The following is a 24,419-nucleotide window of genomic DNA, read 5'->3' as shown; positions in this document are numbered from 1 at the left end:
AATATTTAACAATGCTGGGAATTATGAGAAAAACAGAAAGTAAATCAGAATTCATGACAATTCTTCGTGAAAAAGCTGAGGAATTACAAAAAAATAACGCCTCCAAAATAGATTACGAAATTGCAGAAGTTGATATTTTGAAGCTCATTCATGAATTTGAAGTGCATCAGATTGAACTTGAAATGCAAAATGAAGAATTGATACTGGCTAAAGAACAGTCTGAAATTGCTATTGAAAAATACGCGGATTTATATGATTTTGCTCCGTCAGGATATGTTACTTTAACAAAATCAGGAAAAGTTACAGCACTAAACTTAACAGGTTTCCGCATGTTAGGCAAGGAAAGATCTCGATTGATAGGCAGTCAGTTTGGATTTTTTGTCTCGAATGAGACTAAGCCTATTTTTAATCTTTTTTTAGAGAATATATTTAATAGCAACATTAAAGAATGCTGTGAAATTAAATTATTATTAGCAAATGCGTATGTTACAAATGTTTATCTCACAGGAATTCTTACTGAGGATAAAGAACTTGCGCTAATTTCTGTTGTGGATATTACACAACTAAAATTAGCGGAATCCGCACTTAGGGATAGTGAGGAAAGATACCGTGGATTGTTAAATAATATTGATGTTGGAGTTATTGTACATGCAAGTAATACTTCGATTATTTTGTCTAATCCTAAGGCATCTGAATTGATAGGGTTGAGTACCATTCAAATGAAAGGAAAAGAGTCAATTAGTCCGGTGTGGAAATTTATTGATGAAAATTACAAACCTATAGCAGTTGAAAATTATCCGGTAAACCAAATTATAAGAAATAAAAATTTTCTCAAAAATTTTATTCTTGGAATCAAAAGACCAGATAATACTAAGACGATATGGCTCCTATTAAATGGTTTTCCCGTTTTTGACAATAAAGGTGAAGTAATCGAAGCAGTAACCAGTTTTATTGAGATCACAGAGCTAAAAATGCTGGAAATTGAATTGACAAAAGCAAAAGATCAAGCTGAATCAGCCAATAAAGCGAAGTCGAGTTTCCTAATGAATATGAGTCATGAAATTAGAACACCATTGAATGGAATAATTGGTTTCACTGATTTGTTAATGAAATCAAACCTTGATGAGAATCAATTGGAATATATGAATACGGTAAAAGAGTCAGCAACAATATTAGCTGATATTGTGAATAATATTTTAGATTTTTCGAAAATTGAATCAGGAAAATTAGAATTAAATATTGAGGAAGTTGATCTCTTTGGACTAACTCATCAAGTTATCGATCTATTTAAATATCAGGCAAATTTAAAAAATATTGATTTAAGTTTAACTATTGATACAAATGTACCGCAATATGTGTTGGCTGATTCTGTAAGGTTGAAACAGGTATTAGTGAATTTAATTGGCAACGCACTGAAATTTACTAAAACTGGACAAATCAAATTAGATATTTATAATAAATCGAATAAACGAAAAAATAAAACTGATATAAATTTTTCAGTAAAAGATACGGGAATTGGTATAAAACAACAAAATCAGGAAAAAATATTCCAATCCTTTGTGCAGGAAGATAATTCAATAACACGTCAGTTTGGTGGAACTGGACTTGGATTAACGATTTCAAATCAACTTTTAGGTTTAATGAACAGTAAATTAGAGTTGATTAGTAATTATGGATTTGGAAGTGATTTTTTCTTTACGATAGAACTTGAAAAATCAAAACATGAAATAGGCGTTAATGATGTTGAAAATGAGATTGTTTCGACTGAAATTTTAAAGGATAGTAAAATATTAATTGTTGAGGATAATAGCATTAATTTACTTTTGATAAAAAAACTGCTTAAATCAATAGTTCCTAATTCTATAATATTTGAAACTTCTGATGGAATTGAGGCAATAAAATTGTGTAAAAATGAGCAACTAGATCTCATTTTAATGGACATACAAATGCCGGTTAAAAATGGATATGAAACAACAGCTGAAATAAGAAAATTGAAAAAAGCAAAAAACATCCCTATAATTGCCTTAACAGCTGGAATGTTATCAGGAGAAAAAGAAAAATGTTTAGAATCAGGAATGAATGATTATATCTCTAAACCAATTGTGAAATCGAATTTAGAATTAATTTTACACAAATGGTTAGAAAAATAATTTTTAACTAATTGATTTTAAATAGGAATAAAACCGTTAGTTAGAATTCGTATTAAAACCGACTTGATAGAAGTTACTTCGAATACTAAGCGTATCGAGAAGTTTTGTTTCGTTATACTACACCAAAAAAACACTACCATGACACGTTTTTATTAAAAATAGTTCTCGATACAAATTTTCTGAAAAAGCTGTTCGCGTTTTTAGAAAACTTGCCCGAACTGGCGCGATAGCTGTATTGTCATTTAATATTGTTTTTTTTGAATATAAATGATCTCTCGAACTGATGTTTTTTAATAATTGTGCCCAACGGGTTGAGTAGGGTATGAAATAAAGAAGAGGCGTTTTTTGTATCATTTTCTTCTTTCTCCAAACAGCCATTTAGATTTATAAGGTTGTCTCTTTAAACCAAATTGTTTGATAGCATGTTTTTTTATGTGCGCTATTAATTCTTCTACAGAATCAGTTACAAATAAAAGTTTCATGTCTTCAGGGCTAATACTTTCGTTTTGGGACATTACTTGGATATGGTGAATCAGCTCTTCATGGTATTTTGTATCATAAATTACTATTGGGAAATTGTTGATTATTTTATTCTGAATTAGTGTTAATGCTTCAAATAATTCATCCAAAGTACCTATTCCTCCGGGCATAACAACAAAAGCATAAGAATATTTTATTAGAATTACTTTCCTAACAAAAAAGTAGGGGATGTAAATCCATTTGTGAAGATAAGGATTTGGTTTTTGTTCTATAGGAAGGACAATATTACAGCCTACAGAGTAGCCACCGGATTCATAAGCGCCTTTATTTGCTGCTTCCATAATTCCTGGACCTCCACCTGTCATTACGGTGAAACCAAGTTTAGCTAATTTTGACCCAATTTTTACTGCATCTTGATAATGATTGGTTTCCGGTCCAAAACGCGCAGAACCAAAAACGGTTACGCATGGGCCAATAAAATGCATTTTACGAAATGCTTTAATGAAGTTGTAAAGGACTTTAAATAAGAAAACTAAGTTTTTAAATCGGGATAATGGTTCTCTTACAAATAAAGATTCAGATTTTGATAGCCTGTAATGTTGAGGGAATTTCTTCATATTGCTAAAGTTATATAAAGGAACCGAATTTATTTACTCTGTACAAACATATTCAATAGTAAGCCACCCATTAATCCCCCATATAAAGAACTATTTAGGGGCTTAGAAGTTATGGCGCAGGTCCCTGAAGCACATCCTACATAGTAATAATAGAGGTAACCCGCGAAGGTTCCTATTACTATTCCTAATCCGGTGATAAGCATCGCTTTTTTGGTCATGTATTGCTTTTTTCAATTATGGTTTTAATTATTTCTTCTTTAGTCAATACTCCGGATTGTCTCCATAATTGTTTTCCGTTTTGGAATAAAATCATGGTAGGAACACCTCTTACTTGGTATTGTGAAGCTACTTGTTGGTTTTTGTCTACATCAATTTTGATGATAGAAACCCGGTCTCCTAAACTTTCTTTAACTTCCCTCAAAATAGGGCTAAGCATTTTGCATGGTCCGCACCATGTTGCAAAAAAGTCTATTAAAACGGGTTTTTCTGATTGGATAATACTGTTGAAATTACTCATTTTTACTGTATTTATTGTTTGAAATAGTGCAACCATTAGAACCACAACCTAAATTAAAAAGTACTTGAATAAAGAAAAATAACCCAAAGGCAATAAACATCCATTCTCGTAATATATAGGCTTGAGCAAATAAAAATAAGGCAAATGCGAGACGAACAAAGCGCATAATATGCCAATTTGTAAATAATAATTCTTTCATTTTTTTTAAGCTAACTTGGGTTAGTAACTTATTTTTTTAATTTGATATTTTTCATCATAAGAGATTGCATTTTGTAGTGTTGCGACAGCAATTTCATTTTTACTGACAAGTAGCACTTCCATATAATCACTACTCATGCTCACATTTAAAACACCATCAATTACCGCAAACTTTTTTGTGACTGTTTCCATGCAACCGCTGCAAGTAATACCGTTGAATTCATAAAGATTCACGGTAACTATGTTATTTTTTTTAAATTCAATAAATAATTCTGAATTGGCTCGTGGTGCAATCGAATTTAGACAAGCATCCATTTTCAAAAAGCCAAAAGCAACTTTAAATAGGGCCTCATATTCTTCTTTGCTTCCGCCAAAAGGAGGGTTAACTTCAAATGTTCTATTGAATAACAATCCTACCAGTTTTCCTTCATTATCCAAAAGTTGATGCATTTTCCAAACGTATTTTTGACGCATAGCAGGAGGTAAGGCACAGAAAAAGGTTTGTTCGATAATCAAATCATATTCTCCCTGATGTTCAAAAAAATCACCTAATATAATTTTAATATTGGGATTGTTTTTGAACTTCTCTTTTAAATCTGCGACTGGTGTTGGTGCAATATCAATAACAGTAATGTTAGTAAAACCCTGATCCAAAAAATATTCAGCTTCATAGCTGTTTCCGCAGCCAGGAATTAAAACACGGATATTTTTATTCTCTAATGTATCAACGTATGTTTGCAGCGGAGGCGATACTTTACCTAAATCCCAACCGGTGGCTTTTGCCTTGTATTGGGCTTCCCAATAGGCTGCGTCAAGCGGTTTTTCACACGAAACGACACAACATTTTGTCTCACTCATTTTATATTTTTTTTCGGGTTGAAAGATTAAATGGGAGATATAATGGACAAAAACTAACAAAACTTGTAAGCAATAAAATAACTGCAAATGCTCCTAAAACAATTGCTATAATGCCACTTATTACATTCATTAAATACAATACTGCTATAATCGCAGCTACGGCAATACGTATAATTCTGTCTGTTGAACCCATGTTTTTTTTCATCGTATTAATTTTAATTGGTTAGCAATTACTTCAAAACTTTGCTTTGGCAAACAAAATCTGTTTTTGGCAAATTTGTCTTTGCAATAGCGTTAAAACCACCTTCTATTTCTGTGAAATTTCTAAAACCTCGCGCTTCTAAAATGGAGGCGGCAATCATACTGCGATAACCGCCGGCGCAATGCAAGTAAAAATGTTCTTTTGGGTTAATGTCTTTTATCCAGTCATTAATTGTTGCCAAGGGTTTGCTGTAGGATTCCTCAACATGTTCAGCACAATATTCACTTTCTTTACGAACATCGATTACTTTGCTCTCGCCAATTTTTACTTCTTTGGCAAATTGTTCAGCAGTAATTCTGTTTATGGTATCAATTTCTTTTCCCGCTTTTGCCCAAGCATTATAACCACCATCCAGATGACCGATTAAGTTGTCAAAACCCACACGACTCAAGCGCGTAACAGTTTCTTCTTCTTGTCCTTCTTCGGAAACGATTAGAATTGGTTGTTTGACATCGGCAACTAAAGCACCAACCCAGGGAGCAAAATCGCCATCAATTCCAATATTTATAGATTGGGGAATAAATCCTTTGGCAAAATCAGTGTTTTTTCGGGTGTCTAAAATTAAGGCTCCGGTTTCTTCGGCAGCGGCTTCAAATTCAATTACCGATAAAGCGCGCATTCCCAAGTGTAATACATTCTCGAAACTTTCATATCCTTTTTTATTCATGGCTACATTCATCCCAAAATAGGCTGGAGGAGGCAATAAACCTTCGGTTACTTTTTGTACAAATTCGGCTTCAGTCATATCGGCTCTCAAAGCATAATTAGTTGCTTTTTGGTTACCAATGGTAGATACCGTTTCCTTACTCATGTTTTTACCACAAGCACTTCCCGCACCATGCGCCGGATATACAATAACATCGTCCGCCAATGTCATTATTTTGTCTCTTAAAGAATGGTATAATATAGCCGCGAGTTGTTCCTGAGTCATGTGTGCCGCTTTTTGGGCTAAATCCGGTCTTCCTACATCACCAATAAATAGGGTGTCTCCAGAGAAAATAGCATGATCTTTACCATTTTCATCAATCAATAAAAAGGTTGTGCTTTCCATAGTGTGTCCCGGAGTATGAAGCACTTTTATTTGGATGTTTCCAATAGTAAATAGTTGTCCGTCAGTGGCTGATACACATTCAAATTCACACTTTGCATTTGGTCCATAAACAATTGGGGCTCCAGTTTCTCTGCTTAAATCAACATGTCCGGACACAAAATCAGCATGAAAATGGGTTTCAAAAATGTATTTCAGTTGTACCTGATCGCGTTCCAGTCTATCTAAGTAAGGTTGAATTTCACGAAGAGGGTCAATTATAGCCGCTTCGCCATTTGAAGTAATGTAGTAAGCGCCTTGTGCTAAACAACCCGTATATATTTGTTCGATTTTCATGATTACAGTTTTTTATTTTACTAGACAAAGATACTGCCGTATTCAAATAAAATTGGTGACTAAAGTTACACAAGTTTTTTTGATTTTAAGTATAAACAGCTTATTAGTATTTGTTGCTTTTTTATTTAAATTGTAACCATTAGAAGATAATAAAGTTCACTTATGTAAAAGAAATGTTACTTATAATGGGTAAATTTGCAAAACCTCTGATAAAATATATTTGAATGGAAGAAATGCTTTTTTACGACCGTATGCAATTTGCATTTACGATTACCTTTCACTACTTGTTTCCTCAATTGACCATGGGACTTTCTTTAATTATTATTTATTTTAAATGGAAGTTTTTACGTACCCAAAACGAACAGTACAATCAGGCAACTCATTTTTGGATGAAAATATTTGCCCTTAATTTTGCGATGGGCGTGGTGACAGGAATTCCAATGGAGTTTCAATTTGGTACCAATTGGGCTAAGTTTTCAGAATTAACAGGGGGTATTATTGGACAAACGTTGGCAATGGAAGGTATGTTTTCTTTCTTTTTGGAATCCTCCTTTTTAGGGTTGTTTTTATATGGAGAAAAATTACTCGGGCATAAATGGCATTTTGTCACGGGATTACTGATTTTTATAGGTTCCTGGGCTAGTGGTTTTTTAATAATAGCAACGCATTCCTGGATGCAATTTCCTGTTGGTTACGAAATAATAGCCAATGGAAAATTTGTCCTGAATAACTTTGCAGCATTATTTACAAATCCATGGTTGTGGCCTTCTTATTTTCATAATCAGGCAGCTTCAATGGTAACCAGTTCTTTTGTTGTGGCAGGAATTGGTGCTTTTTATATTTTGAGCAAAAAGAATGTTTCTTTTGGGAAATTATTCTTGAAAACCGGCGTGATTTTCGGATTGGCTTCAAGCCTTATCGTTGCTGTTCCTACCGGGGATTTATTAGCTAAAAATGTCGTAAAGTATCAACCCGTTACTTTTGCGGCTATGGAAGGAATTTTTCACAGTGAAAAAAAGGGTTCCGAAATTGTTCTAATTGGTCAGCCTGATGTAAAAGATAAAAAACTGGACAATAAGATTGCCGTTCCTAATATTTTGAGTTTTTTGACTTATGGAAACTGGCATAGCGAAATAAAAGGCTTAGATCAATTTAAAGAGGAAAATCATCCCACCAATATTTCAGGGTTATATTATGCGTATCATATTATGGTTGGGCTCGGAACCGTTTTCATCGGATTAATGGCATTAGCGGTTTTTCAGCTCATTCGAAAAAAATTATTCGAAACCAAATGGATTTTGTGGTCATTGCTTTTTATGCTTCCATTTCCATACATCGCCAATACAACCGGATGGTACACCGCTGAATTAGGAAGACAACCTTGGTTAGTATATAATTTATTACGCACTACAAAAGGTGCTTCACCAACGGTTTCTTCCGGGAATACATTGTTTACTTTACTTGGATTTATAGGATTGTATCTCTTATTAGGGATGTTGTTTTTACTCTTGGTTGGTAAGATTATAAATAAAGGACCTCAAACAGAAAATAAATAAATTATGGAATTCTTTTGGTATATAGTTTTAATGGGAATTTTAGCCGTTTATATTGTATTGGATGGCTATGATTTTGGAGCGGGAATTATTCATTTGTTTTTTGCGAAAACTGAGAAAGATAAAAAAGCAATAACGAGTGCAATTGGTCCTTTTTGGGATGCCAATGAAGTATGGCTTATTGCTGCAGGCGGAGTTTTATTTTTTGCCTTTCCTACGTTGTATGCCTCATCTTTCAGTGGATTTTATTTGCCTTTGATGATGATTTTATGGTTGCTTATCTTTAGAGCTGTAGGGTTGGAATTACGCGGTCAAATCCATCATCCTATGTGGGAAGTGATTTGGGACAAAGCTTTTGGGATTGCGAGTTTATTATTAGCCATATTTTTTGGCGTGGCTTTGGGAAACATTGTTCGCGGTGTAAATCTGGGAATGGTAGCAAATGGAGTTTCAACACAGGAGGCTCATTTTTTCTTTTTGCCGTTGTGGAATCCAACTTTTAGCCCAAAAGCAGATCAATTGGGAATTATAGATTGGTTTACCTTATTTTTAGGAGTGGTTAGTGCCGTTACGCTGACGATTCATGGTGCCAATTGGATTATTTATAAAACAAATTCTTCTTTGAATGCAAAATTAAAAGAGGTGGTTTTCAAACTCAATTTTGTCTTATTAGGATTGGTCATTATTTCATTATTAGTTTGGCACCGAATCGAACCGAAACCGTTTCATAACTTTATAGAAAATCCATTTCTTTGGATATTTCCATTGATTGCATTTATTGGTATTTTTGGATTGTTTAAAGTCAAATCATTTAAAAAAGACGGTCATGGATTCGTGTTTTCAAGTATGTTTCTCGTAGGAGGATTTGCAGCAACAACAGCTTCTATTTTTCCAAATGTTTTACCTTCAACCAATACGGTAAATCCATCATTAACGATTTACAATACTGCTGCAGGTGAATATGGATTGTCCGTTGGAGTATATTGGTTTGTTATTGCAATCGTATTAGTAATTGCTTACTTTACAATTCAGTATAAAGTTTTTAGTGGTAAAATGGATGATATCGGGTATGGGGAACATTAGGAATTAAACTCAAATGATAAAAGAAAAAGTATTCCAACTCGGGATACTTTTTTGTTTTAAAAGAAAATCTCTTTAGTAATGATGTAAATTCCCATGACTAATACGAACCAACCAAAGATTGGTTTTAGTTTAGCACCATCAATTTTTCTCGAAAGTTTGGTTCCTATAATCATTCCTAAAAAGGCAACGCCTGAAATTCCAAGTAAAAAAGGATAATTTATAGGTGTGCCAATGTATAAATCCCCGCCAAAACCTATGGAAGAGTTGATGAAAATAATGAGCAAAGAGGTGCCAACGGCTTGTTTCATTGGCAAATTTGCAAAAAACAATAAGGCTGGTATGATTAAAAATCCGCCACCAGCACCCAGAAAACCAGTTACTATCCCAACAATAAACCCAATAATTCCCAGTTGCGTGTAGTTTGTTTTTGGAGCGTTAATCACGGGTTTTGTTTTGCGTATCATGGATACAGCTGCTGCCATCATCAGAACTGAAAAAACAATCATAATGAGAAAACTTTTTGATACTTGATAGGAAGCAATGGAGAATAAAGTTGCGGCTATTTTTGGAAAAATAACTTCCCTGATTATCAGTATTGAAATAACTGAAGGAATAGCAAAGTATAACGCTGATTTAATTTTAAGATTTCCCATTTTGTAATGGCTAATGCATCCAAATAAAGCGGTGATTCCTACTATAAATAAAGAGTAACTTGTGGCTAGTTCAGGATTGATCTTAAATAAGTAAACTAAAATAGGAATGGTTAGAATTGAACCACCACCGCCTATTAAACCCAAAGAAAGTCCTATGATAATTGATGCAAAATAGCCTAAATATTCCATTTGAAAAATTTTTATTGCAAAGGTTGTCTGTAAATTTTTTACAAACAGTAACATTTATCACATTGAGAACATTTTACTTCAAAAGTTCAATGTTATTGCGTTGTAAATTTACCAATCCCCGTTGTTCCATTTTTTTGAGCAAACGGGAAATCACTTCTCTGGATGTATTCAACTCGGATGCAATTTCCTGATGCGAAAGTTTCAAATCTTTGCAGCCACAAGCATCGGCATGGCGTTTTAAATAAAATTCTAATCGCTCGTCCATCGCTCTAAAAGCAATACTGTCAATGACTTCCAGTACTTCTTCAAATCGGCTGCGGTAGGTGTCAATTACAAATTCATACCAACTGCGGTGTTGCATCATCCATTTATCCATTAAAGGTAACGGAATCATTATCAGTTCAACATCCTCAACAACTTTGGCCATGATTTGGCTCGTTTCATTTTTTGTGGCACAAATCATAGAAATGGCACACGCTTGACCCGGTTGTAAATAATACATAAAAAATTCGCCACCATTTTCGTCTTCGCGGTAAATTTTAATTTTGCCACTGATAACCAATACCGTGTTTTTTATATATTGCCCGGTTCGCATAATAACAGTACCAGTTTTAAAGGATTGAATTGTCGCATTAGCATCAACATCTTTGACTAATTCTGAAGAAAATGATGGAAAAAGTTTCTTTATAGGATCAAGCATTTTACTGTTATTTTAATTTTTTTTGTGGACAATACTGTAAAAGTAGTCTAAAAACTGAAATTATTAGCGCTATTATACTATTCAAAAAATAGATTGGGACATAAATTTTCAAATGTTTTGCTTTATACATTTCCGATGGATTTAATGGACTATTTTTCGCAAAAATAAGGTCTTAAATGATAGTTTATTGATAATTAATCTTTTGCGAAAACGTTTTCTTTAGAATATTATCTAATTAACAAAAGGGGCATTTATAGTTTGATAAAATCTTTGTATTTTTACAAAAAAAGATACTATGAATTTAACACAAGAAGATTGGGTTGCTCAATTCGAAGCTGATGAAAATGCAGTAATATTAGACGTGAGAACCGAAGACGAAACTAATGATGGAATTATAGCTAATGCCATACTTATTGATATTCACAAGGGACAGGGTTTTATAGATGAAATACAGGCTTTGGACAAAAGCAAAAATTATTATGTGTATTGCCGTTCCGGAATGAGAAGCGCAAAAGCCTGTGAAATTATGAACGAACTGGGTTTTGAAAATACCTACAACTTACTGGGAGGAATTATAGAATGGAATGGCGATATCGTTTAACCCTGTCACTATAAATACTACGGCCTCTTTTATTAAATTTTAAATATAATTAATCTATAATGAGTTTTATACCAGAAGAATTTCAAATTAATACGTTACTAAATCAGGACACTTATTTAATTAATGGTGAATTAAAAACATGGACTGGTCAAACAACGCCAGTTTTCTCTACGATTTCATCTACTGAAAAATACGAACCTACAATACTAGGTTCTATTCCTTTTATGGGTGAAGCGGAGGCTATGGAAGCTGTTGAAGCGGCATCTGCAGCATACAATAATGGACAAGGATTGTGGCCTACAATGAAAGTTGTGGACCGTATCAAATGTATGGAAAATTTTGTAGCTCAAATGAAAACAACACGTACAGAAGTTGTTAAATATTTGATGTGGGAAATTGGAAAATCATTGGGCGATTCTGAAAAGGAATTCGACAGAACAGTAGAGTATATCTACGATACTATTGACAGCTTAAAAGAATTAAACAGTCGCAGCGCTCATTTTTCTAAAGTACAAGGAATAAATGCTATGGTTCGCAGAGGGCCACTAGGTGTTGTATTGTGTCTTGGGCCTTACAACTATCCGTTGAATGAAACTTTTTCGTTGCTTATACCAGCATTAATTATGGGGAATCCTGTAATTTTTAAACCAGCTAAGCATGGTGTTTTATTGCTATCTCCTTTATTAGAAGCTTTTAGAAGCAGTTTTCCAAAAGGAGCTATCAATATTGTGTATGGTAGAGGACGTGAAGTGGCTTCACCAATCATGAAATCTGGAAAAGTTGATATTTTAGCTTTGATAGGAAACAGTAAATCAGCGATTGCTTTGCAAGACCAACATCCAAACAAAAACAGATTGCGTTTGGTACTAGGTTTAGAAGCAAAAAATCCTGCAATAATCCTTCCGGATGCCGATTTAGATTTGGCTATCCAAGAATGTATCGCTGGTTCATTATCCTTTAATGGACAGCGTTGTACTGCTTTGAAAGTGTTATATGTACATGAATCGATTGCAGATGAATTCAATAAACGATTTGCAACCAAAGTTGATGCATTGACTTTTGGAAACCCTTGGGACAAATCAGTTTTTCTTACTCCTTTACCAGAAAAAGAAAAACCGGCTTATATCCAGGAATTGATTGATGATGCTACTGCAAATGGTGCAAAAGTTATCAATGCAAAAGGAGGAGAGCAAACGGATAATTATATTTTTCCAGCAGTTTTGTTTCCTGTAAACAAGGAAATGCGAGTGTACCATGAAGAGCAATTTGGCCCGGTTGTGCCTATTATTTCTTTCAAAGACATTCAAGAACCATTGAATGATATGGCCGAGTCTAATTACGGACAACAAGTAAGTTTGTTTGGCAAAGACATCAAAACCATTGCGCCGCTTATCGATACTTTGGTGAATCTTGTTTGTAGAGTAAACTTAAACAGTTCTTGCCAGAGAGGACCGGATGTTTTACCATTTACTGGAAGAAAAGATTCAGCAGTGGGAACATTGAGTATTCACGATGCATTGCGTTCATTCTCTATTAGAACTTTTGTTGCTTCTAAGGACAATGAATATAACAATGCTATTTTGCAAGAGTTATTAAACAGCAAAGAATCAAATTTCATTAATACGGACTATATTTTGTAAGTATTAAATAAGTTGCACCAGAAGCCGTTTCGTTTTTTGCGAAACGGCTTTTTTTATGGAATTCTGTTTTTATCTGTCACTCAATTTAAACAATGTGTTATGTTTTTTTATTAACCGCAAAAATAAAACAGCTTTACGGGAAACCGTAATACAATGGAAAAGTATTAGGTTACATTTGGTGAAAATTGCTTTTTCCTATGTCGGAATGACACTTAACCGCGGTTAATTTGAACCACAATTATGAAACACCTTTACAAGATTATTTTTCTTTTTATCTTAATAATTTCAGTTAATAATTTAAACGCAAAAAGTAATCACCTACATTTTGGTTTAGATAAAATAATCATAAAGGAGGAGGTTAATAATTTAGTATTGCCAACTGCCACAATAACTACTAACGATGCTAGTGTTTGTGTTGGGGGAATTGCTCCAATAATAACTTTTACAGGAATAGGAGGGACTGCTCCTTATACTTTTACTTATAAGATAGGAACTGGAGGAAATCAAACTATTGTTACAACTTCAGGAAACAGTGTTAGCGTTTCTGCTCCAACTAGTGCGGTTGATAGTTTTGTTTATACTTTAATTAGTGTTCACGATACTGCAAATCCAACTATTGAACAAACAAGTACTAGTAGTGCAACTGTAACGGTAAATGCTCTACCAGCAGTTCCAATAATTATTAGTAGTGGTACTACTACATTCTGTGAAGGCAAAAATATTGTTCTTTCAACATCAAATGTTTCGGGGTTGAATTATCAGTGGAATTTAAATAATATTGCAATTCCTAATGCAACTTCAAATAATTATACTGCTACTAGTAGTGGAAATTACACTATAACAGTAACTAATTCTAATGGTTGTATTTCAACTTCCCAATCGATTGTAGTTAATGTTTATTCCAAAATCGACCCTGTTTTGGGTGCTAATGGAAGTACTACTTCGGTTACTTTTCAAAACACATTATATTTTACAAGATGTATTACTAGTCCAACTGGTATAATTAACATAGTAAATGAAACATTAAATCAAAGTCAAGTTTCGTCTTATACTTTAAATTGGGGTGATGCTAGTCCGATTCTAAATCTAACAAGTTTTGCAACAAACCTAACACATACTTATAATCAAGGTTTTTATACATTAAATATATCATTAACAACAAATCAAGGTTGTGTCTACAGTAAAAACTATGGGATTTTTGTGGGAAATACCCCGTCTGGTTCTTTGGGTAACCCAGGTAACCTTTCTGGTTGCAGTCCTAAAACAATTGATTTTCCAATTATTGCACCTGCTGGAAATGTTCCTGGAACTCAATATATTATAGATTTTGGAGATGGTCAATCTATAACTTATATTCATCCGAATGCACCATCGTCAGTTTCACATACTTACAACACTTCATCTTGCGGTAATAATCCGACAGGATCTGGGTCCATACCTAATTCATTCGTGGCGTCAATGACAATTACCAATCCTTGTTTTCCGCCAGCATTTACAACAGTTGGTCCAATTATAGTAAATACACCACCAACTCCAAGTTTTACAATCTTTCCAAACCCAGGATGCGTTAATACTACAGTAAATATTTTAAATACATCTAATTCAGGTTCAATAATCGGCCAAAACGGCTGTGTTTCATCCCCTTCACTTTATTGGGTAATTTCGCCTGCAACGGGTTGGAACGCAACAGGTTTAGGAAGTAAAGGAGGCAATGCAAATGATATTGATAGTTGGAATAATGGAGTCAATGCTCCATCAATTAATTTTAATACTATTGGAAATTACTCAATAACATTATTTATTGGGAATAGTTGCGATATCAAAAGCATTACCAAAACAATCTGCATAGAACCCGCATTAACAACGCCAACAATTAGTTTGATGCCAGCTAATGCTAGTAATTGTGCACCTTTATCGGTAAATGCGTCAACTCCTAATGTCGTTTCAAATTGTGTTACACCCATTCAATATTTATGGACAGTAACTCATACCGATTTAGATTGTGATGTTTTGGCATCAGATCCTACTTATTTAAACAGTACGACTTCGGCTTCTCAAAATCCATTATTCAATTTTACGGCTCCAGGAAATTATTCAATTCAATTGCAAATGACTAATTCCTGTGGTATGGTTCAATCAATTATGCAAACCTTAATTGTTAAAAAACCGCCCGTTGCTAGCGTCGACCCAATTGCGAATTTGTGTGGTGGTAGTTCAGGAACAACAATAATAAGCCCCACTGCAAATGTTAAAAACTGTGGCTTTGCTACTTCTGAATTGGTTTATAATTGGAGTTTTCCGGGGGGTACACCAGTAACTTCCAGTCAGCTTGCGCCACAAGTTACTTATGCTACAGGAGGTTCAAAAACAGTTTCATTATTTATATCTACTGCCAATGGATGTGCAAATTCTGTAACTAGTACTCAGACTTTTGCTATTGGTACCGCACCAACTTTAGGTACTTTAAGTCCAGCAACACAAACCATTTGTTCGGGGTCAACTACAACAGTTTTACCTTTAACGGCTCAAAGTGGTACAACTTTTTCTTGGTCGGCTACAACAATTCCTGCTGGTGTAAGTGTAAATCCTTCGTCAGGAAATGCAAATTCAATTCCAGCGTTAACCATCAGCAATTCAAATAATCAACCCAAAATGGTTACTCTGACAATTATTTCAACTTTAAACGGTTGTCCTTCGACAAATACTTATGATATTATTATAAATCCAGCTCCAACAATAACACAACCGACAGGAAGTACAATTTGTTCAGGAGGAATAGCAACACCGCTATCAGTTTCAATAACACCAACTCCAGTAAGTGGAAATACAACTTACAAATGGTATTCAAATACAACTGGAGATACCAATAGTAATACTTCAACATTAGTAAATACTTCAACAATTGATGGAAATTATACACCTCCATCCACTTTGGGAACTATTTATTATTTTTGTGAAGTTACTTTTTCTTCTTCTGGAAGTTGTCCGAATATAAAATCAAATGCTGTTCCCATCATCGTAAATGCGGGTGTAACAATAAATACACAACCAACAGCTACACAAAATCTATGTGTGGGAGGATCAATTCCATTGCCGTTATCGGTCACGGCAACTGGCGGAACCGGAACGTTAACTTACCAATGGTATTCTAACACCACCAATTCTACAATTGGCGCAACTCCTGTTGGAACTAATTCGTCAACTTATGCACTACCCGTTTTTAATGCTATTGGGACATTTTATTATTATGCAATAGTGAGTGCAAATGGTAATGGTTGCGGAACCGCTACTAGTACATTTTCAGAAGTAGTTGTAATTGCTGATCCTAGTATTACTGTTCAACCATTGGTAACTCAAACACAATGTAGAAATTCTGCTGCTACATCATTAATAGTAACGGCTACTGACGGAATAGGTATCTTTAATTATCAATGGTATTCTACTTCAAATCCTATAAATACAGGTGGAAATCCAGTGGGTATAAATTCTTCAAGCTATTTACCACCAACTGATGTTGTTGGGACTTTCTATTACTATTGCTTGGTTTCTCAAAGTGGTCTAGGATGTTCTATAAAAAGCAATATAGCAACCGTAGTTGTGGTGACGGCACCACAAATTACAATAAATCCACAATCGGCAGCTGTTTGTGGGGTTGGAACTCTTGCTCCTTTAACGGTCGCTTTCAGTAATGGAACTGGTACAGCAACGTATCAATGGTATGATGACAATGGACCAAAATCAGGAGCAACAATTGATACCTATAGACCAACAAATACGGTAACAACGAGTTATTACTGCATCATTACTTTCTCGTCTGGAGGATGTACCAGTATAACTTCGGATAAGGCTATTATAACTATTAATCCGCAACCAACAATAAGTACTCAACCATTAACCACACAAAATAGTTGCGTTGGAGGAACAATTTCTTCTCCACTTTCTGTAACTTCTTCTGGAGGAACTGGCACACCAAGTTATCAATGGTATAGTACTACAAACAATTCACCAACTGGAGGAACGCAAGTAGGAACTAATTCGGCAACTTATACACCTCCGGCTCTAACTATTGTACAAACGTATAATTATTATGTAGTTATCACTTATAGCGGAGGAGGTTGTAATTCAATTACAAGTAACTTGGCACAGATAGTTGTTGTAAACGACCCAACGGTAATAACACAACCACTAACAACACAAACTGTTTGTCAAAATTCTAATGCTACGGTTTTATCGGTTGCAGCTTCTGGAGGATTAGGTTCCAATTATTCTTATCAATGGTTTTCTTCTATTTCAAATTCAAATATTGGAGGTTTTTTAATTTTAGGGGAAATAAATAATACTTTTTTGCCTCCAACTTCTAACGTAGGCACACTTTATTATTATTGTGTTATTAAACAACCAACTGGAACAGGTTGTAATACTACAAGTGTAACAGCTATGGTTACAGTTAATCTAGCACCGGCATTTACAACAACTCTTGTTTCAAGTGATATTTGTTTGGGGCAAATACCTTCTCAATTAAAAGTTGTAACCAATAGCGATGCATTATCACCAATTTATCAATGGTATTACAATCCAAACAACTTAAATTCTGGAGGAACGTTACTTTCGGGTGAAACTAATGCTGCCTTTAACCCACCAGCAAGTGCAGCTGGAACTCAATATTATTATTGTGTAGTTACTTTTTCGTCAATTACAGGCAACTGTTCTGAAATTATTTCAAGTCCAGTCAAGGTAATTATCAATCAACCCCCCGTTGTTTTTAATAAAACTGCCATTATTTGTAGTGGGAATTCATTTACTGTTTTACCAGTAAATTCTGGTTTAGAAATTGTACCAATAGGAACAACCTATACTTGGACGAATCCTACAATCAATCCGCCAAACTCCATAACGGGAGCATCGGCACAATCGATACCACAAACTAATATCAGCCAAACCTTAATCAATAGTACTACAAGTCCTGCGACAGTTATTTACACCGTTACGCCACTTTCAGGAGTTTGCATGGGTCATTCTTTTACAGTAATAGTTACCGTAAATCCAGCCATTTCGGCAATTGTAAATTCTAATAATAGCACTTGTTTTGGTATTAACAATGGTACGATACAAACCAATATAACAGGAGGAATTCCTTTTAGTTCAGGTGTGCCTTATCAAATATCTTGGAATGGACCAAACGGATTTGCTTCTTCTGCATCGAGTATTTCTAATTTAGTGCCAGGAGATTATACTCTTTCCATTACAGATGCTGGAGGTTGTCCCATTACCAATACTTATACCATAAGCGAACCGAATGACATAAGTATCGCAACTGATTTAGAAAAAGACGTAACCTGTTTTAATGAAGCCAACGGAGCAATTGCCATCACAATAACTGGTGGAACCTTAGGCTATACTTTTGCTTGGACTAAAAATGGAATAGCTTTCGCTACGACTAAGGATTTGACTAATTTAAATCCTGGGATATATGTAGTAACGGTTTCGGATACCAATAATTGCAGTCCTAAAACTGCAACGTTTACCATAACAGAACCACCCATTTTGGCTGTGAATTTGGTAAATCAAAACAACATATTATGTTTTGGACAGCCAACAGGAACTATAACGGTTAATGTTGTTGGGGGTACTTTGCCATATACTTATTCTTGGACAGGACCAAATGGTGTTACAAGTTCTAATCAAAATTTAACAAATGTTCTAGCTGGAACTTATAATTTACTAGTTACAGATAATTTAGGTTGTATTAAAACATTAAGTGTTACATTAACCCAACCAACTGCAATATTAATTACGGCAACTACAAGCCCCATTATTTGTTATGGAGGGAATGATGCCTCTATAACCCTTTCAATAACGGGTGGAATTGCACCTTATAAAATTGTATGGAATACTTTAGCAAGCGGATTATTTCAAGACAACCTTTCGGCTGGAGATTATCTAATTACTGTTACCGATGCTAATAATTGTGTTAAAACATTAAATGTTAATATTCCCGAAGCACCAATTTTCACTATTAATCCAGTAGTGAAACAAATTTCTTGTTTTGGAATGAACGATGGTAGTATAAATCTAAATTTAGTAGGAGGAATTACTCCACTAAGACTCGTGTGGAGCGATGGTAGTGCGGCCGGTTTAACTAGAAATAATCTGGGACCAGGTTCTTATACGGTTACTATCATTGATAGTAAGCCTTGTACGATTATAAGTACATTTATAATACAAGAGCCTCAAAAACTAATACTTTCGGCAAATGTTATTCATGCATTCGACTGTGATGATGCGAATAGTGGTGCTATCAATTTGCTAGTTGCCGGAGGAACTCCACCTTTTACGTATTCCTGGTCAAATGGAGCATTAACTGAAGATTTATCTAACATTCCTGCGGGAAATTATTTGATATCGGTAATCGATAGCAGAGCTTGTTCAATAACGGCTCAATATGTTATTAACCGACAACCGCCAATTGTAATTGGCGTGGAAACAAAAACTGATTTTAACTGCGAAACTAAATATGTAAAACAGACTTTTGTCGCCCAAGTTTCAGGTGGTGTTCCTCCGTACCAATTAGTTTGGTCAAGCGGAACAGTTAGTGGTCTGAATAATGAAATGATGAATACTAATCAAAATGGAACATCGATATTATATGTAACTGATAATATGGGCTGTAAAGCAAATTACACATTCAATGTTGATTTGCCTATACTTGGAATGCCTTCATTTAGTCCTAGTTCTTATGGGTATACAACGTATGGCACTTATTCCATAAATGATCCCATACAGTTTACGAATTCTGCCACTGGTGACTTTGTATCTGTAACCTGGGATTTTGGTGATGGTACTTTTTCTTCGGAACAAAATCCAATACATACCTTCATTAATCCAAAAGACTATGTAGTAACACAAACCGTTACGTATCCATTTGGATGTATCTATACCCAAAAAATTACTTTTATTGTTGGAAAAGGGTACTTGCTCGTTGTTCCTAATGCTTTTACTCCTAACAATGATAATCTCAATGATACTTTCAGGCCTGTGACTAAGGCTTTAAAAAACGTTCGGCTGGATATTTATGATACCTGGGGCTCGCTTATTTATTCAGAGACAGGAGCTATTTTAAGAGGTTGGGATGCCAAAATAAAAGGTTTTAACGCAGAAAATGGTAATTATTACTGTAAAGTTAGCGGAGAAACTTTTTATGGAACTATTGTCAATGAAAACCACCCTTTTGTATTAATTAAATAAGCAAACAAAGAGAATGAAATTTAAATTTATTTTATATATACTATTAACTTCGGTATCGATTATAGAAGTTAAGGCACAGGATCCTATTTTTACTCAATATTTTTTGGTGCCTGAATCTCTTAATCCAGCATTTACAGGAACTTTGGTTACAGGATATACAGGACTAATTCATCGATCACAATGGCCAAATGAGAATAGAAGAATTGACACTGAATATGCTTTTATTAATGGACCTATTGGCCGTGAAAGAGAAATGGGGTTAGGTTTGACTATATTAAATCAACGGGAAGTTTTTACTAATTATAACTATGTTCAAATCAATGGTGTTTATTCATACAATGTTAATCTAAACAATGATTGGAGATTACGATTGGGGATTGAAGCAGGATATGGTCATAAAAACTTCAATTTTAGCAGTCTTCTGTTGGAAGACCAAATCAATAGCAATGATGGCTCAATAAATGGAGGAAGTATTGATCCGGGAGTTTTAAACTATAACGGCAAAATTAATTTTTTTGATATTTCTTCAGGGATACTACTCTATAGTGATAAAGCCTGGTTTGGAGCTTCATTAAAACACTTGAATAAACCAAATATTGCATTTACGGATTATGCAAACGTTCCATTGGAATTGTTTTTAAGTCTTCATGGAGGTTATTCATTGAGTTTGGATGATACCCATTTGTCTTTTTTTCCAGATGAAACGAATGTATTGCTTACTGCCAATTATATGAAACAAGCACAATATAACAGATTAGATTTTGGAACAGCTTTAGATATTAAACCTTTTATTTTTGGTGTCATTGCAGCTACTAATCCAGAAGGGAAAAGCAATAATAGCCACCTATTTACATCTGTAAATCTTTTTGGATCTATTCAATTAAATCGTTTCGTTTTTGGCTATTCTTATGATATTAATACTTCAAAACTAGGAAATACTCAAGGCGTACATGAACTTTCACTTACCTGGCAAATAGGGCGTGAATGCTCGAGCTGTGATAATTATTTGGTAAAGCATCCTTGGGGCAGAAATTATTAAAAGCGTTGCTTTTAGTTCGAAGCTATTTTTTTATTATAAGTTTATTTAAGCTTTAAAATGGATTTCAGTACATTCGATTGGATTAGTATACCATTCTTTTTATAGTATTTTAAATAGCAAAAAAATAGTTTTTATATCCTCCTTTTTTAATATATAAAAATGTAATTATCTGATTATCAGTATTTATTATTATATTTACGTTATAAAAATAACTTAAAAAATAATAGTATGAAAAACATTAAAAAAATTTTGACACCAGTTTTGATATTAGTTTTTACCGTTGCATTTTTATCTTGTAAAAACAATAAAACTGAGAAAGCCGAACCGGAAAAAGCAATGCCAAAAGACACGGCCACAGCTGTTGCAGTATTTGAACCTTTTAAAGTAATTGGTATTAAGCATAAAGTGGCTGATTATGACAAATGGAGAAAGGAATACAATTCACATGATTCTATGCGAATGGCTTATGGAATCTCACATTATATGATAGGCAGAGGAATTGATGACGCAAACATGATTATGATAATTGATAAAATTAATGATGTTCCAAAGGCCAAAGAATTTAGTATGCTTCCCGATCTTAAAGAGAAGATGAAAAAAGCGGGAGTAATCAGTAAACCTGAATTTACCTATTATGAAGTGATACGAAACGATGCCTCTAAAATTGACCAGAAAGACAGATTAATGGTAACGCACCGTGTAAAAGATTTTGATGCCTGGCTCAAAGTATATGATGCCGAAGGAACTACCAAAAGATTAGAAGAAGGTTTCATTGACAGAGGTTTGGCTCGAAGTATAGATGATCCTAATATAGTGGCAATCGTATTTGCAATTACCGATATGAAAAAAGTCAAAGAAAATATAAAATCTGAGGCAAAGAAAAAACTAATGAAGGATGCCGGGGTAGTAGGTGCTCCAGAAATGTTTTTCTATAAAATAGTCGAGTAGCCTAAACGTTTAAAAACTATAAAGAAATTGTCTTGTTTATGGGAATAAGACGGTTTCTTTATGGAATTTTTTGAATAAAAGAGTTGATTACGAGAAACCGTAAAGGAATGAATAAGTTAAGGTTTAGATTTAATAAATATTATGAAAATGAATGGGATATAATTCAAAAATTTATACCCAATATAACTAAAAAATAAAGAGTATGCCAAACTGCTCTAGTTGGGCTTTAACAAAGATTTTACTAGATTTAGTCTCCGTTTTTAATTTAAAATTGCCCTTAAAAATCACAGCTCTCCCAACGCTCAAATGATAATTTATTCCCAAAGCGGAGCAATGTGTGAAACGGTTCGCAGTAACTTTAGCCAAAAAAACAAATATGAGTTTATCAGATAAAGTTGAAGAAAAAAATAATACAGCCCTAAATCCCGTAATCTCAGAACTGGATGCTTGGGTTGGAATTTTATATTCGTGTATTGCCGCAGACAATCAAATTAAGGATTCTGAAACGGCATCATTATCTAAGTTGTTATATTCCAAAGAGAAATTTGCAGGAGTCGATATTGCACCTCTTTATGTAAAATCGTATCATTTAAAAGCAGCATTAGGTCAATTAAAATACATTGCGGCTTGCTGTGAACAAATAACAAAAGAAGATAAAGAAACAGTATTTGCACTTGCCTTGGAAATATTACTCTCGGATGGTTTACTTGGAGAAGAGGAAAAAAACGTAATTGAAGTGCTATCCAAAGAACTTAAAATAGATTCTGGAATGACCAGTAAAATTATAGAAGTTATCTTCTTGAAAAATAAAGGGAATACGAAAGAAATCTAAATAACGGTTAACAAGAGTTTGGTTTTACTTAAAGACAATGAAGTCCAAAAAATAGTATTGTTCAATTAATCACAACTTAAAGGAGGATTTCCGCAAGGTTATTCTCTTTTTTAATTTATAAAATCTTTATATTAAATTAATTGCTTAATTTAGAGTGCTCTAAGTAGGAATCAACAAGGAACGGTAGTGGCTACTCCTTTATTATCTTAAATAACAGAATTATCAAAAAGAAAATCAAAATAGTAAAGAATCATGTTCATGAAAGACTCCATCGGGAACCTTACTTTACGCATCCAAGATTGAAGTTTATTCCTAATATTGTTGTAAATCTGGTTAGTTTTATTTTATCCTTTGCCATAGTGGCTACTTTACTTTATTTTGTCCTGAATTATTTGGTCAAAAAGTTTTACCATTTAGAGTAATATCAGGCCAAATTATAACACCAAGTTTTAAATCTGTTTTGACAGCTTAATTTTGCAGACTGATTTTTTGTTATAAATATTTGCCGGAAGTGGTCGAGTTGTACTATGAATTTTTAAAGAAATTAATATGTTTCCACAAAACAGATTACGTTTTGCTTCTGGAAGTAATTGTTGATCCGGCTGAAGCGATTACTACAAAAAGAACAGCCAAAACCTCATTAAAAGTAAGGTGCTCTCTTAAAAAAAGGAACGCACAAATTGATGCTGCTGCAGGTTCTAAACTCATTAAAATACTAAATGTACGGGCTGGAAGCTGGCCAAGCGCTTTCATTTCCAGTGTAAAAGGAATAGCACTTGATAAAAGAGCGAGCGCTATGCCTAAGAAGAAAAATTTTGGCGTAAGACCGATTAATCCATTTCCCAGAATTCCAAAGGGTACAATTAGTATTGCGGCAAAGAGCATTCCTGTTGCTACAGCCTCTCCGCCTTTCATTATTTTTGAAATTTTCCCGCCCAAAACAATATAAGCAGCCCAGAGACCTCCTGCTAAAAGTGCAAATAAAACTCCTAAAATATCTATTCCGTCACTTGACCATGGAGCAATCAAAACAATTCCTGCGGCTGCCAGCAAGACCCAGAAAAAATCGATCATCCGTTTTGAACCTAAAACGGCTACCAATAATGGACCTATGAATTCTAGTGTAACAGCTAGCCCAATAGGAATTCGCTCTATGGCAAGATAAAAGACCAAATTCATTGCTCCCAAGGATAAACCATATGGAACTACAATTTTCCATTGTTGCGGGGTAATCTTCATTAGGTTTGGTCGGTAAACCGCCAGTAATAGTAATGCTGAGATACCAATTCTCAAAGAAGCAGTTCCGGCAGCACCTATAACGGGGAAAAGACCTTTGGCAATAGCTGCTCCTGACTGCACACTTATTATTGCAAACAGAACAGCTGGGATTGGAGGAATGTTGATTGATTTATTTTTCATTTAAAATTCAGATAGTAGTGGGGGTAAAACTACAAAATTTATAATTTAAAT

Annotated in this window: 19 protein-coding genes; 9 read left to right on the top strand and 10 right to left on the bottom strand. The window is 34.2% G+C overall.

All coding sequences use genetic code 11. From position 1 onward, the window contains the following. The first annotated feature begins 23 nt into the window (after positions 1-23). A complete protein-coding gene (locus tag T410_RS16575; RefSeq protein ID WP_193743753.1) occupies positions 24-2,150 on the top strand; it encodes a PAS domain-containing hybrid sensor histidine kinase/response regulator in 2,127 nt (708 codons plus the stop codon). A gap of 350 nt (positions 2,151-2,500) precedes the next feature. On the opposite strand, the gene T410_RS14840 is transcribed toward T410_RS16575, so the two are convergent. The 7 genes from T410_RS14840 to T410_RS14815 are packed head-to-tail and all read right to left on the bottom strand — an operon-like array spanning position 2,501 to position 6,466. After that, the gene (locus T410_RS14840; protein ID WP_035673198.1) at positions 2,501-3,247 is read right to left on the bottom strand and encodes a TIGR00730 family Rossman fold protein; all 747 of its coding nucleotides are present in this window, start codon (positions 3,245-3,247) and stop codon (positions 2,501-2,503) included. Positions 3,248-3,276: 29 nt separating this feature from the next. Next, on the bottom strand, positions 3,277-3,450 hold the full coding sequence (locus T410_RS17275; RefSeq protein ID WP_238567386.1) for a DUF6132 family protein: 174 nt from the start codon (positions 3,448-3,450) through the stop codon (positions 3,277-3,279). An 11-nt stretch (positions 3,451-3,461) separates the two neighbouring features. Further along, entirely contained in the window at positions 3,462-3,764 is a 303-nt protein-coding gene (trxA, locus tag T410_RS14830; protein ID WP_035674697.1) for a thioredoxin, read from the bottom strand. Next, positions 3,757-3,963: a hypothetical protein gene (locus tag T410_RS16815; protein WP_081897857.1), complete on the bottom strand. Its 207-nt coding sequence runs from the start codon at positions 3,961-3,963 to the stop codon at positions 3,757-3,759. The genes trxA and T410_RS16815 overlap by 8 nt, the downstream gene beginning before the upstream one ends. Before the next feature lie 20 nt (positions 3,964-3,983). After that, positions 3,984-4,820: a methyltransferase domain-containing protein gene (locus T410_RS14825; protein WP_035673192.1), complete on the bottom strand. Its 837-nt coding sequence runs from the start codon at positions 4,818-4,820 to the stop codon at positions 3,984-3,986. Position 4,821: 1 nt separating this feature from the next. Then, positions 4,822-5,025, bottom strand: a complete 204-nt coding sequence (locus T410_RS14820; protein WP_035673189.1) for a DUF2892 domain-containing protein — start codon at positions 5,023-5,025, stop codon at positions 4,822-4,824. A gap of 25 nt (positions 5,026-5,050) precedes the next feature. Next, complete coding sequence (locus tag T410_RS14815; RefSeq protein ID WP_035673187.1) at positions 5,051-6,466, bottom strand: rhodanese-like domain-containing protein; 1,416 nt, start codon at positions 6,464-6,466, stop codon at positions 5,051-5,053. 224 nt (positions 6,467-6,690) lie between these two features. On the opposite strand from T410_RS14815, the gene T410_RS14810 reads away from it, so the two are divergent. Together T410_RS14810 and cydB are read left to right on the top strand one after the other, a co-directional pair. Beyond that, positions 6,691-8,022, top strand: a complete 1,332-nt coding sequence (locus T410_RS14810) for a cytochrome ubiquinol oxidase subunit I (RefSeq protein WP_035673185.1) — start codon at positions 6,691-6,693, stop codon at positions 8,020-8,022. A gap of 3 nt (positions 8,023-8,025) precedes the next feature. Continuing rightward, entirely contained in the window at positions 8,026-9,102 is a 1,077-nt protein-coding gene (gene cydB / locus T410_RS14805) for a cytochrome d ubiquinol oxidase subunit II (RefSeq protein WP_035673181.1), read from the top strand. Between the two features lie 56 nt (positions 9,103-9,158). On the opposite strand, the gene T410_RS14800 is transcribed toward cydB, so the two are convergent. Together T410_RS14800 and T410_RS14795 are read right to left on the bottom strand one after the other, a co-directional pair. Beyond that, positions 9,159-9,944, bottom strand: coding sequence for a sulfite exporter TauE/SafE family protein (locus T410_RS14800; RefSeq protein WP_035674694.1), 786 nt, complete (start codon positions 9,942-9,944; stop codon positions 9,159-9,161). Between the two features lie 73 nt (positions 9,945-10,017). Beyond that, positions 10,018-10,644 carry a Crp/Fnr family transcriptional regulator gene (locus T410_RS14795; protein WP_035673179.1) on the bottom strand — a complete coding sequence of 209 codons (627 nt, stop codon included), beginning with the start codon at positions 10,642-10,644 and terminating at the stop codon, positions 10,018-10,020. 295 nt (positions 10,645-10,939) lie between these two features. On the opposite strand from T410_RS14795, the gene T410_RS14790 reads away from it, so the two are divergent. The 6 genes from T410_RS14790 to T410_RS14760 all read left to right on the top strand — a co-directional run bounded on the left by T410_RS14790 (position 10,940) and on the right by T410_RS14760 (position 22,949). Then, on the top strand, positions 10,940-11,245 hold the full coding sequence (locus tag T410_RS14790; RefSeq protein ID WP_035673176.1) for a rhodanese-like domain-containing protein: 306 nt from the start codon (positions 10,940-10,942) through the stop codon (positions 11,243-11,245). A 59-nt stretch (positions 11,246-11,304) separates the two neighbouring features. Further along, positions 11,305-12,885, top strand: a complete 1,581-nt coding sequence (locus T410_RS14785; protein ID WP_035673174.1) for an NADP-dependent glyceraldehyde-3-phosphate dehydrogenase — start codon at positions 11,305-11,307, stop codon at positions 12,883-12,885. A 240-nt stretch (positions 12,886-13,125) separates the two neighbouring features. Then, positions 13,126-20,130: a PKD domain-containing protein gene (locus tag T410_RS16570; RefSeq protein ID WP_051929454.1), complete on the top strand. Its 7,005-nt coding sequence runs from the start codon at positions 13,126-13,128 to the stop codon at positions 20,128-20,130. A 13-nt stretch (positions 20,131-20,143) separates the two neighbouring features. Continuing rightward, positions 20,144-21,169: a PorP/SprF family type IX secretion system membrane protein gene (locus T410_RS14775; RefSeq protein WP_035673172.1), complete on the top strand. Its 1,026-nt coding sequence runs from the start codon at positions 20,144-20,146 to the stop codon at positions 21,167-21,169. 228 nt (positions 21,170-21,397) lie between these two features. After that, positions 21,398-22,117 carry a hypothetical protein gene (locus T410_RS14770; RefSeq protein ID WP_035673170.1) on the top strand — a complete coding sequence of 240 codons (720 nt, stop codon included), beginning with the start codon at positions 21,398-21,400 and terminating at the stop codon, positions 22,115-22,117. A gap of 376 nt (positions 22,118-22,493) precedes the next feature. Continuing rightward, entirely contained in the window at positions 22,494-22,949 is a 456-nt protein-coding gene (locus T410_RS14760) for a TerB family tellurite resistance protein (protein WP_035673164.1), read from the top strand. A gap of 567 nt (positions 22,950-23,516) precedes the next feature. On the opposite strand, the gene T410_RS14755 is transcribed toward T410_RS14760, so the two are convergent. Beyond that, positions 23,517-24,368, bottom strand: coding sequence for a DMT family transporter (locus T410_RS14755; protein WP_035673161.1), 852 nt, complete (start codon positions 24,366-24,368; stop codon positions 23,517-23,519). Positions 24,369-24,419 lie beyond the last annotated feature (51 nt).

Source organism: Flavobacterium sp. 83 (assembly GCF_000744835.1).
GTDB lineage: Bacteria > Bacteroidota > Bacteroidia > Flavobacteriales > Flavobacteriaceae > Flavobacterium.
The sequence above is the reverse complement of the archived record's forward strand: the minus strand, read 5'-3'. Positions and strand labels throughout refer to the sequence as shown.

Coding starts and splice junctions, on each gene's coding strand:
- T410_RS16815 (WP_081897857.1), bottom strand. CDS start 3,963: ATGAAAGAATTATTATTTACAAATTGGCATATTATGCGCTTTGTTCGT.
- T410_RS14815 (WP_035673187.1), bottom strand. CDS start 6,466: ATGAAAATCGAACAAATATATACGGGTTGTTTAGCACAAGGCGCTTAC.
- T410_RS14825 (WP_035673192.1), bottom strand. CDS start 4,820: ATGAGTGAGACAAAATGTTGTGTCGTTTCGTGTGAAAAACCGCTTGAC.
- trxA (WP_035674697.1), bottom strand. CDS start 3,764: ATGAGTAATTTCAACAGTATTATCCAATCAGAAAAACCCGTTTTAATA.
- T410_RS14800 (WP_035674694.1), bottom strand. CDS start 9,944: ATGGAATATTTAGGCTATTTTGCATCAATTATCATAGGACTTTCTTTG.
- T410_RS14755 (WP_035673161.1), bottom strand. CDS start 24,368: ATGAAAAATAAATCAATCAACATTCCTCCAATCCCAGCTGTTCTGTTT.
- T410_RS14820 (WP_035673189.1), bottom strand. CDS start 5,025: ATGAAAAAAAACATGGGTTCAACAGACAGAATTATACGTATTGCCGTA.
- T410_RS14785 (WP_035673174.1), top strand. CDS start 11,305: ATGAGTTTTATACCAGAAGAATTTCAAATTAATACGTTACTAAATCAG.
- cydB (WP_035673181.1), top strand. CDS start 8,026: ATGGAATTCTTTTGGTATATAGTTTTAATGGGAATTTTAGCCGTTTAT.
- T410_RS14810 (WP_035673185.1), top strand. CDS start 6,691: ATGGAAGAAATGCTTTTTTACGACCGTATGCAATTTGCATTTACGATT.
- T410_RS16575 (WP_193743753.1), top strand. CDS start 24: ATGAGAAAAACAGAAAGTAAATCAGAATTCATGACAATTCTTCGTGAA.
- T410_RS14840 (WP_035673198.1), bottom strand. CDS start 3,247: ATGAAGAAATTCCCTCAACATTACAGGCTATCAAAATCTGAATCTTTA.
- T410_RS14795 (WP_035673179.1), bottom strand. CDS start 10,644: ATGCTTGATCCTATAAAGAAACTTTTTCCATCATTTTCTTCAGAATTA.
- T410_RS16570 (WP_051929454.1), top strand. CDS start 13,126: ATGAAACACCTTTACAAGATTATTTTTCTTTTTATCTTAATAATTTCA.
- T410_RS14770 (WP_035673170.1), top strand. CDS start 21,398: ATGAAAAACATTAAAAAAATTTTGACACCAGTTTTGATATTAGTTTTT.
- T410_RS14790 (WP_035673176.1), top strand. CDS start 10,940: ATGAATTTAACACAAGAAGATTGGGTTGCTCAATTCGAAGCTGATGAA.
- T410_RS14775 (WP_035673172.1), top strand. CDS start 20,144: ATGAAATTTAAATTTATTTTATATATACTATTAACTTCGGTATCGATT.
- T410_RS14760 (WP_035673164.1), top strand. CDS start 22,494: ATGAGTTTATCAGATAAAGTTGAAGAAAAAAATAATACAGCCCTAAAT.
- T410_RS17275 (WP_238567386.1), bottom strand. CDS start 3,450: ATGCTTATCACCGGATTAGGAATAGTAATAGGAACCTTCGCGGGTTAC.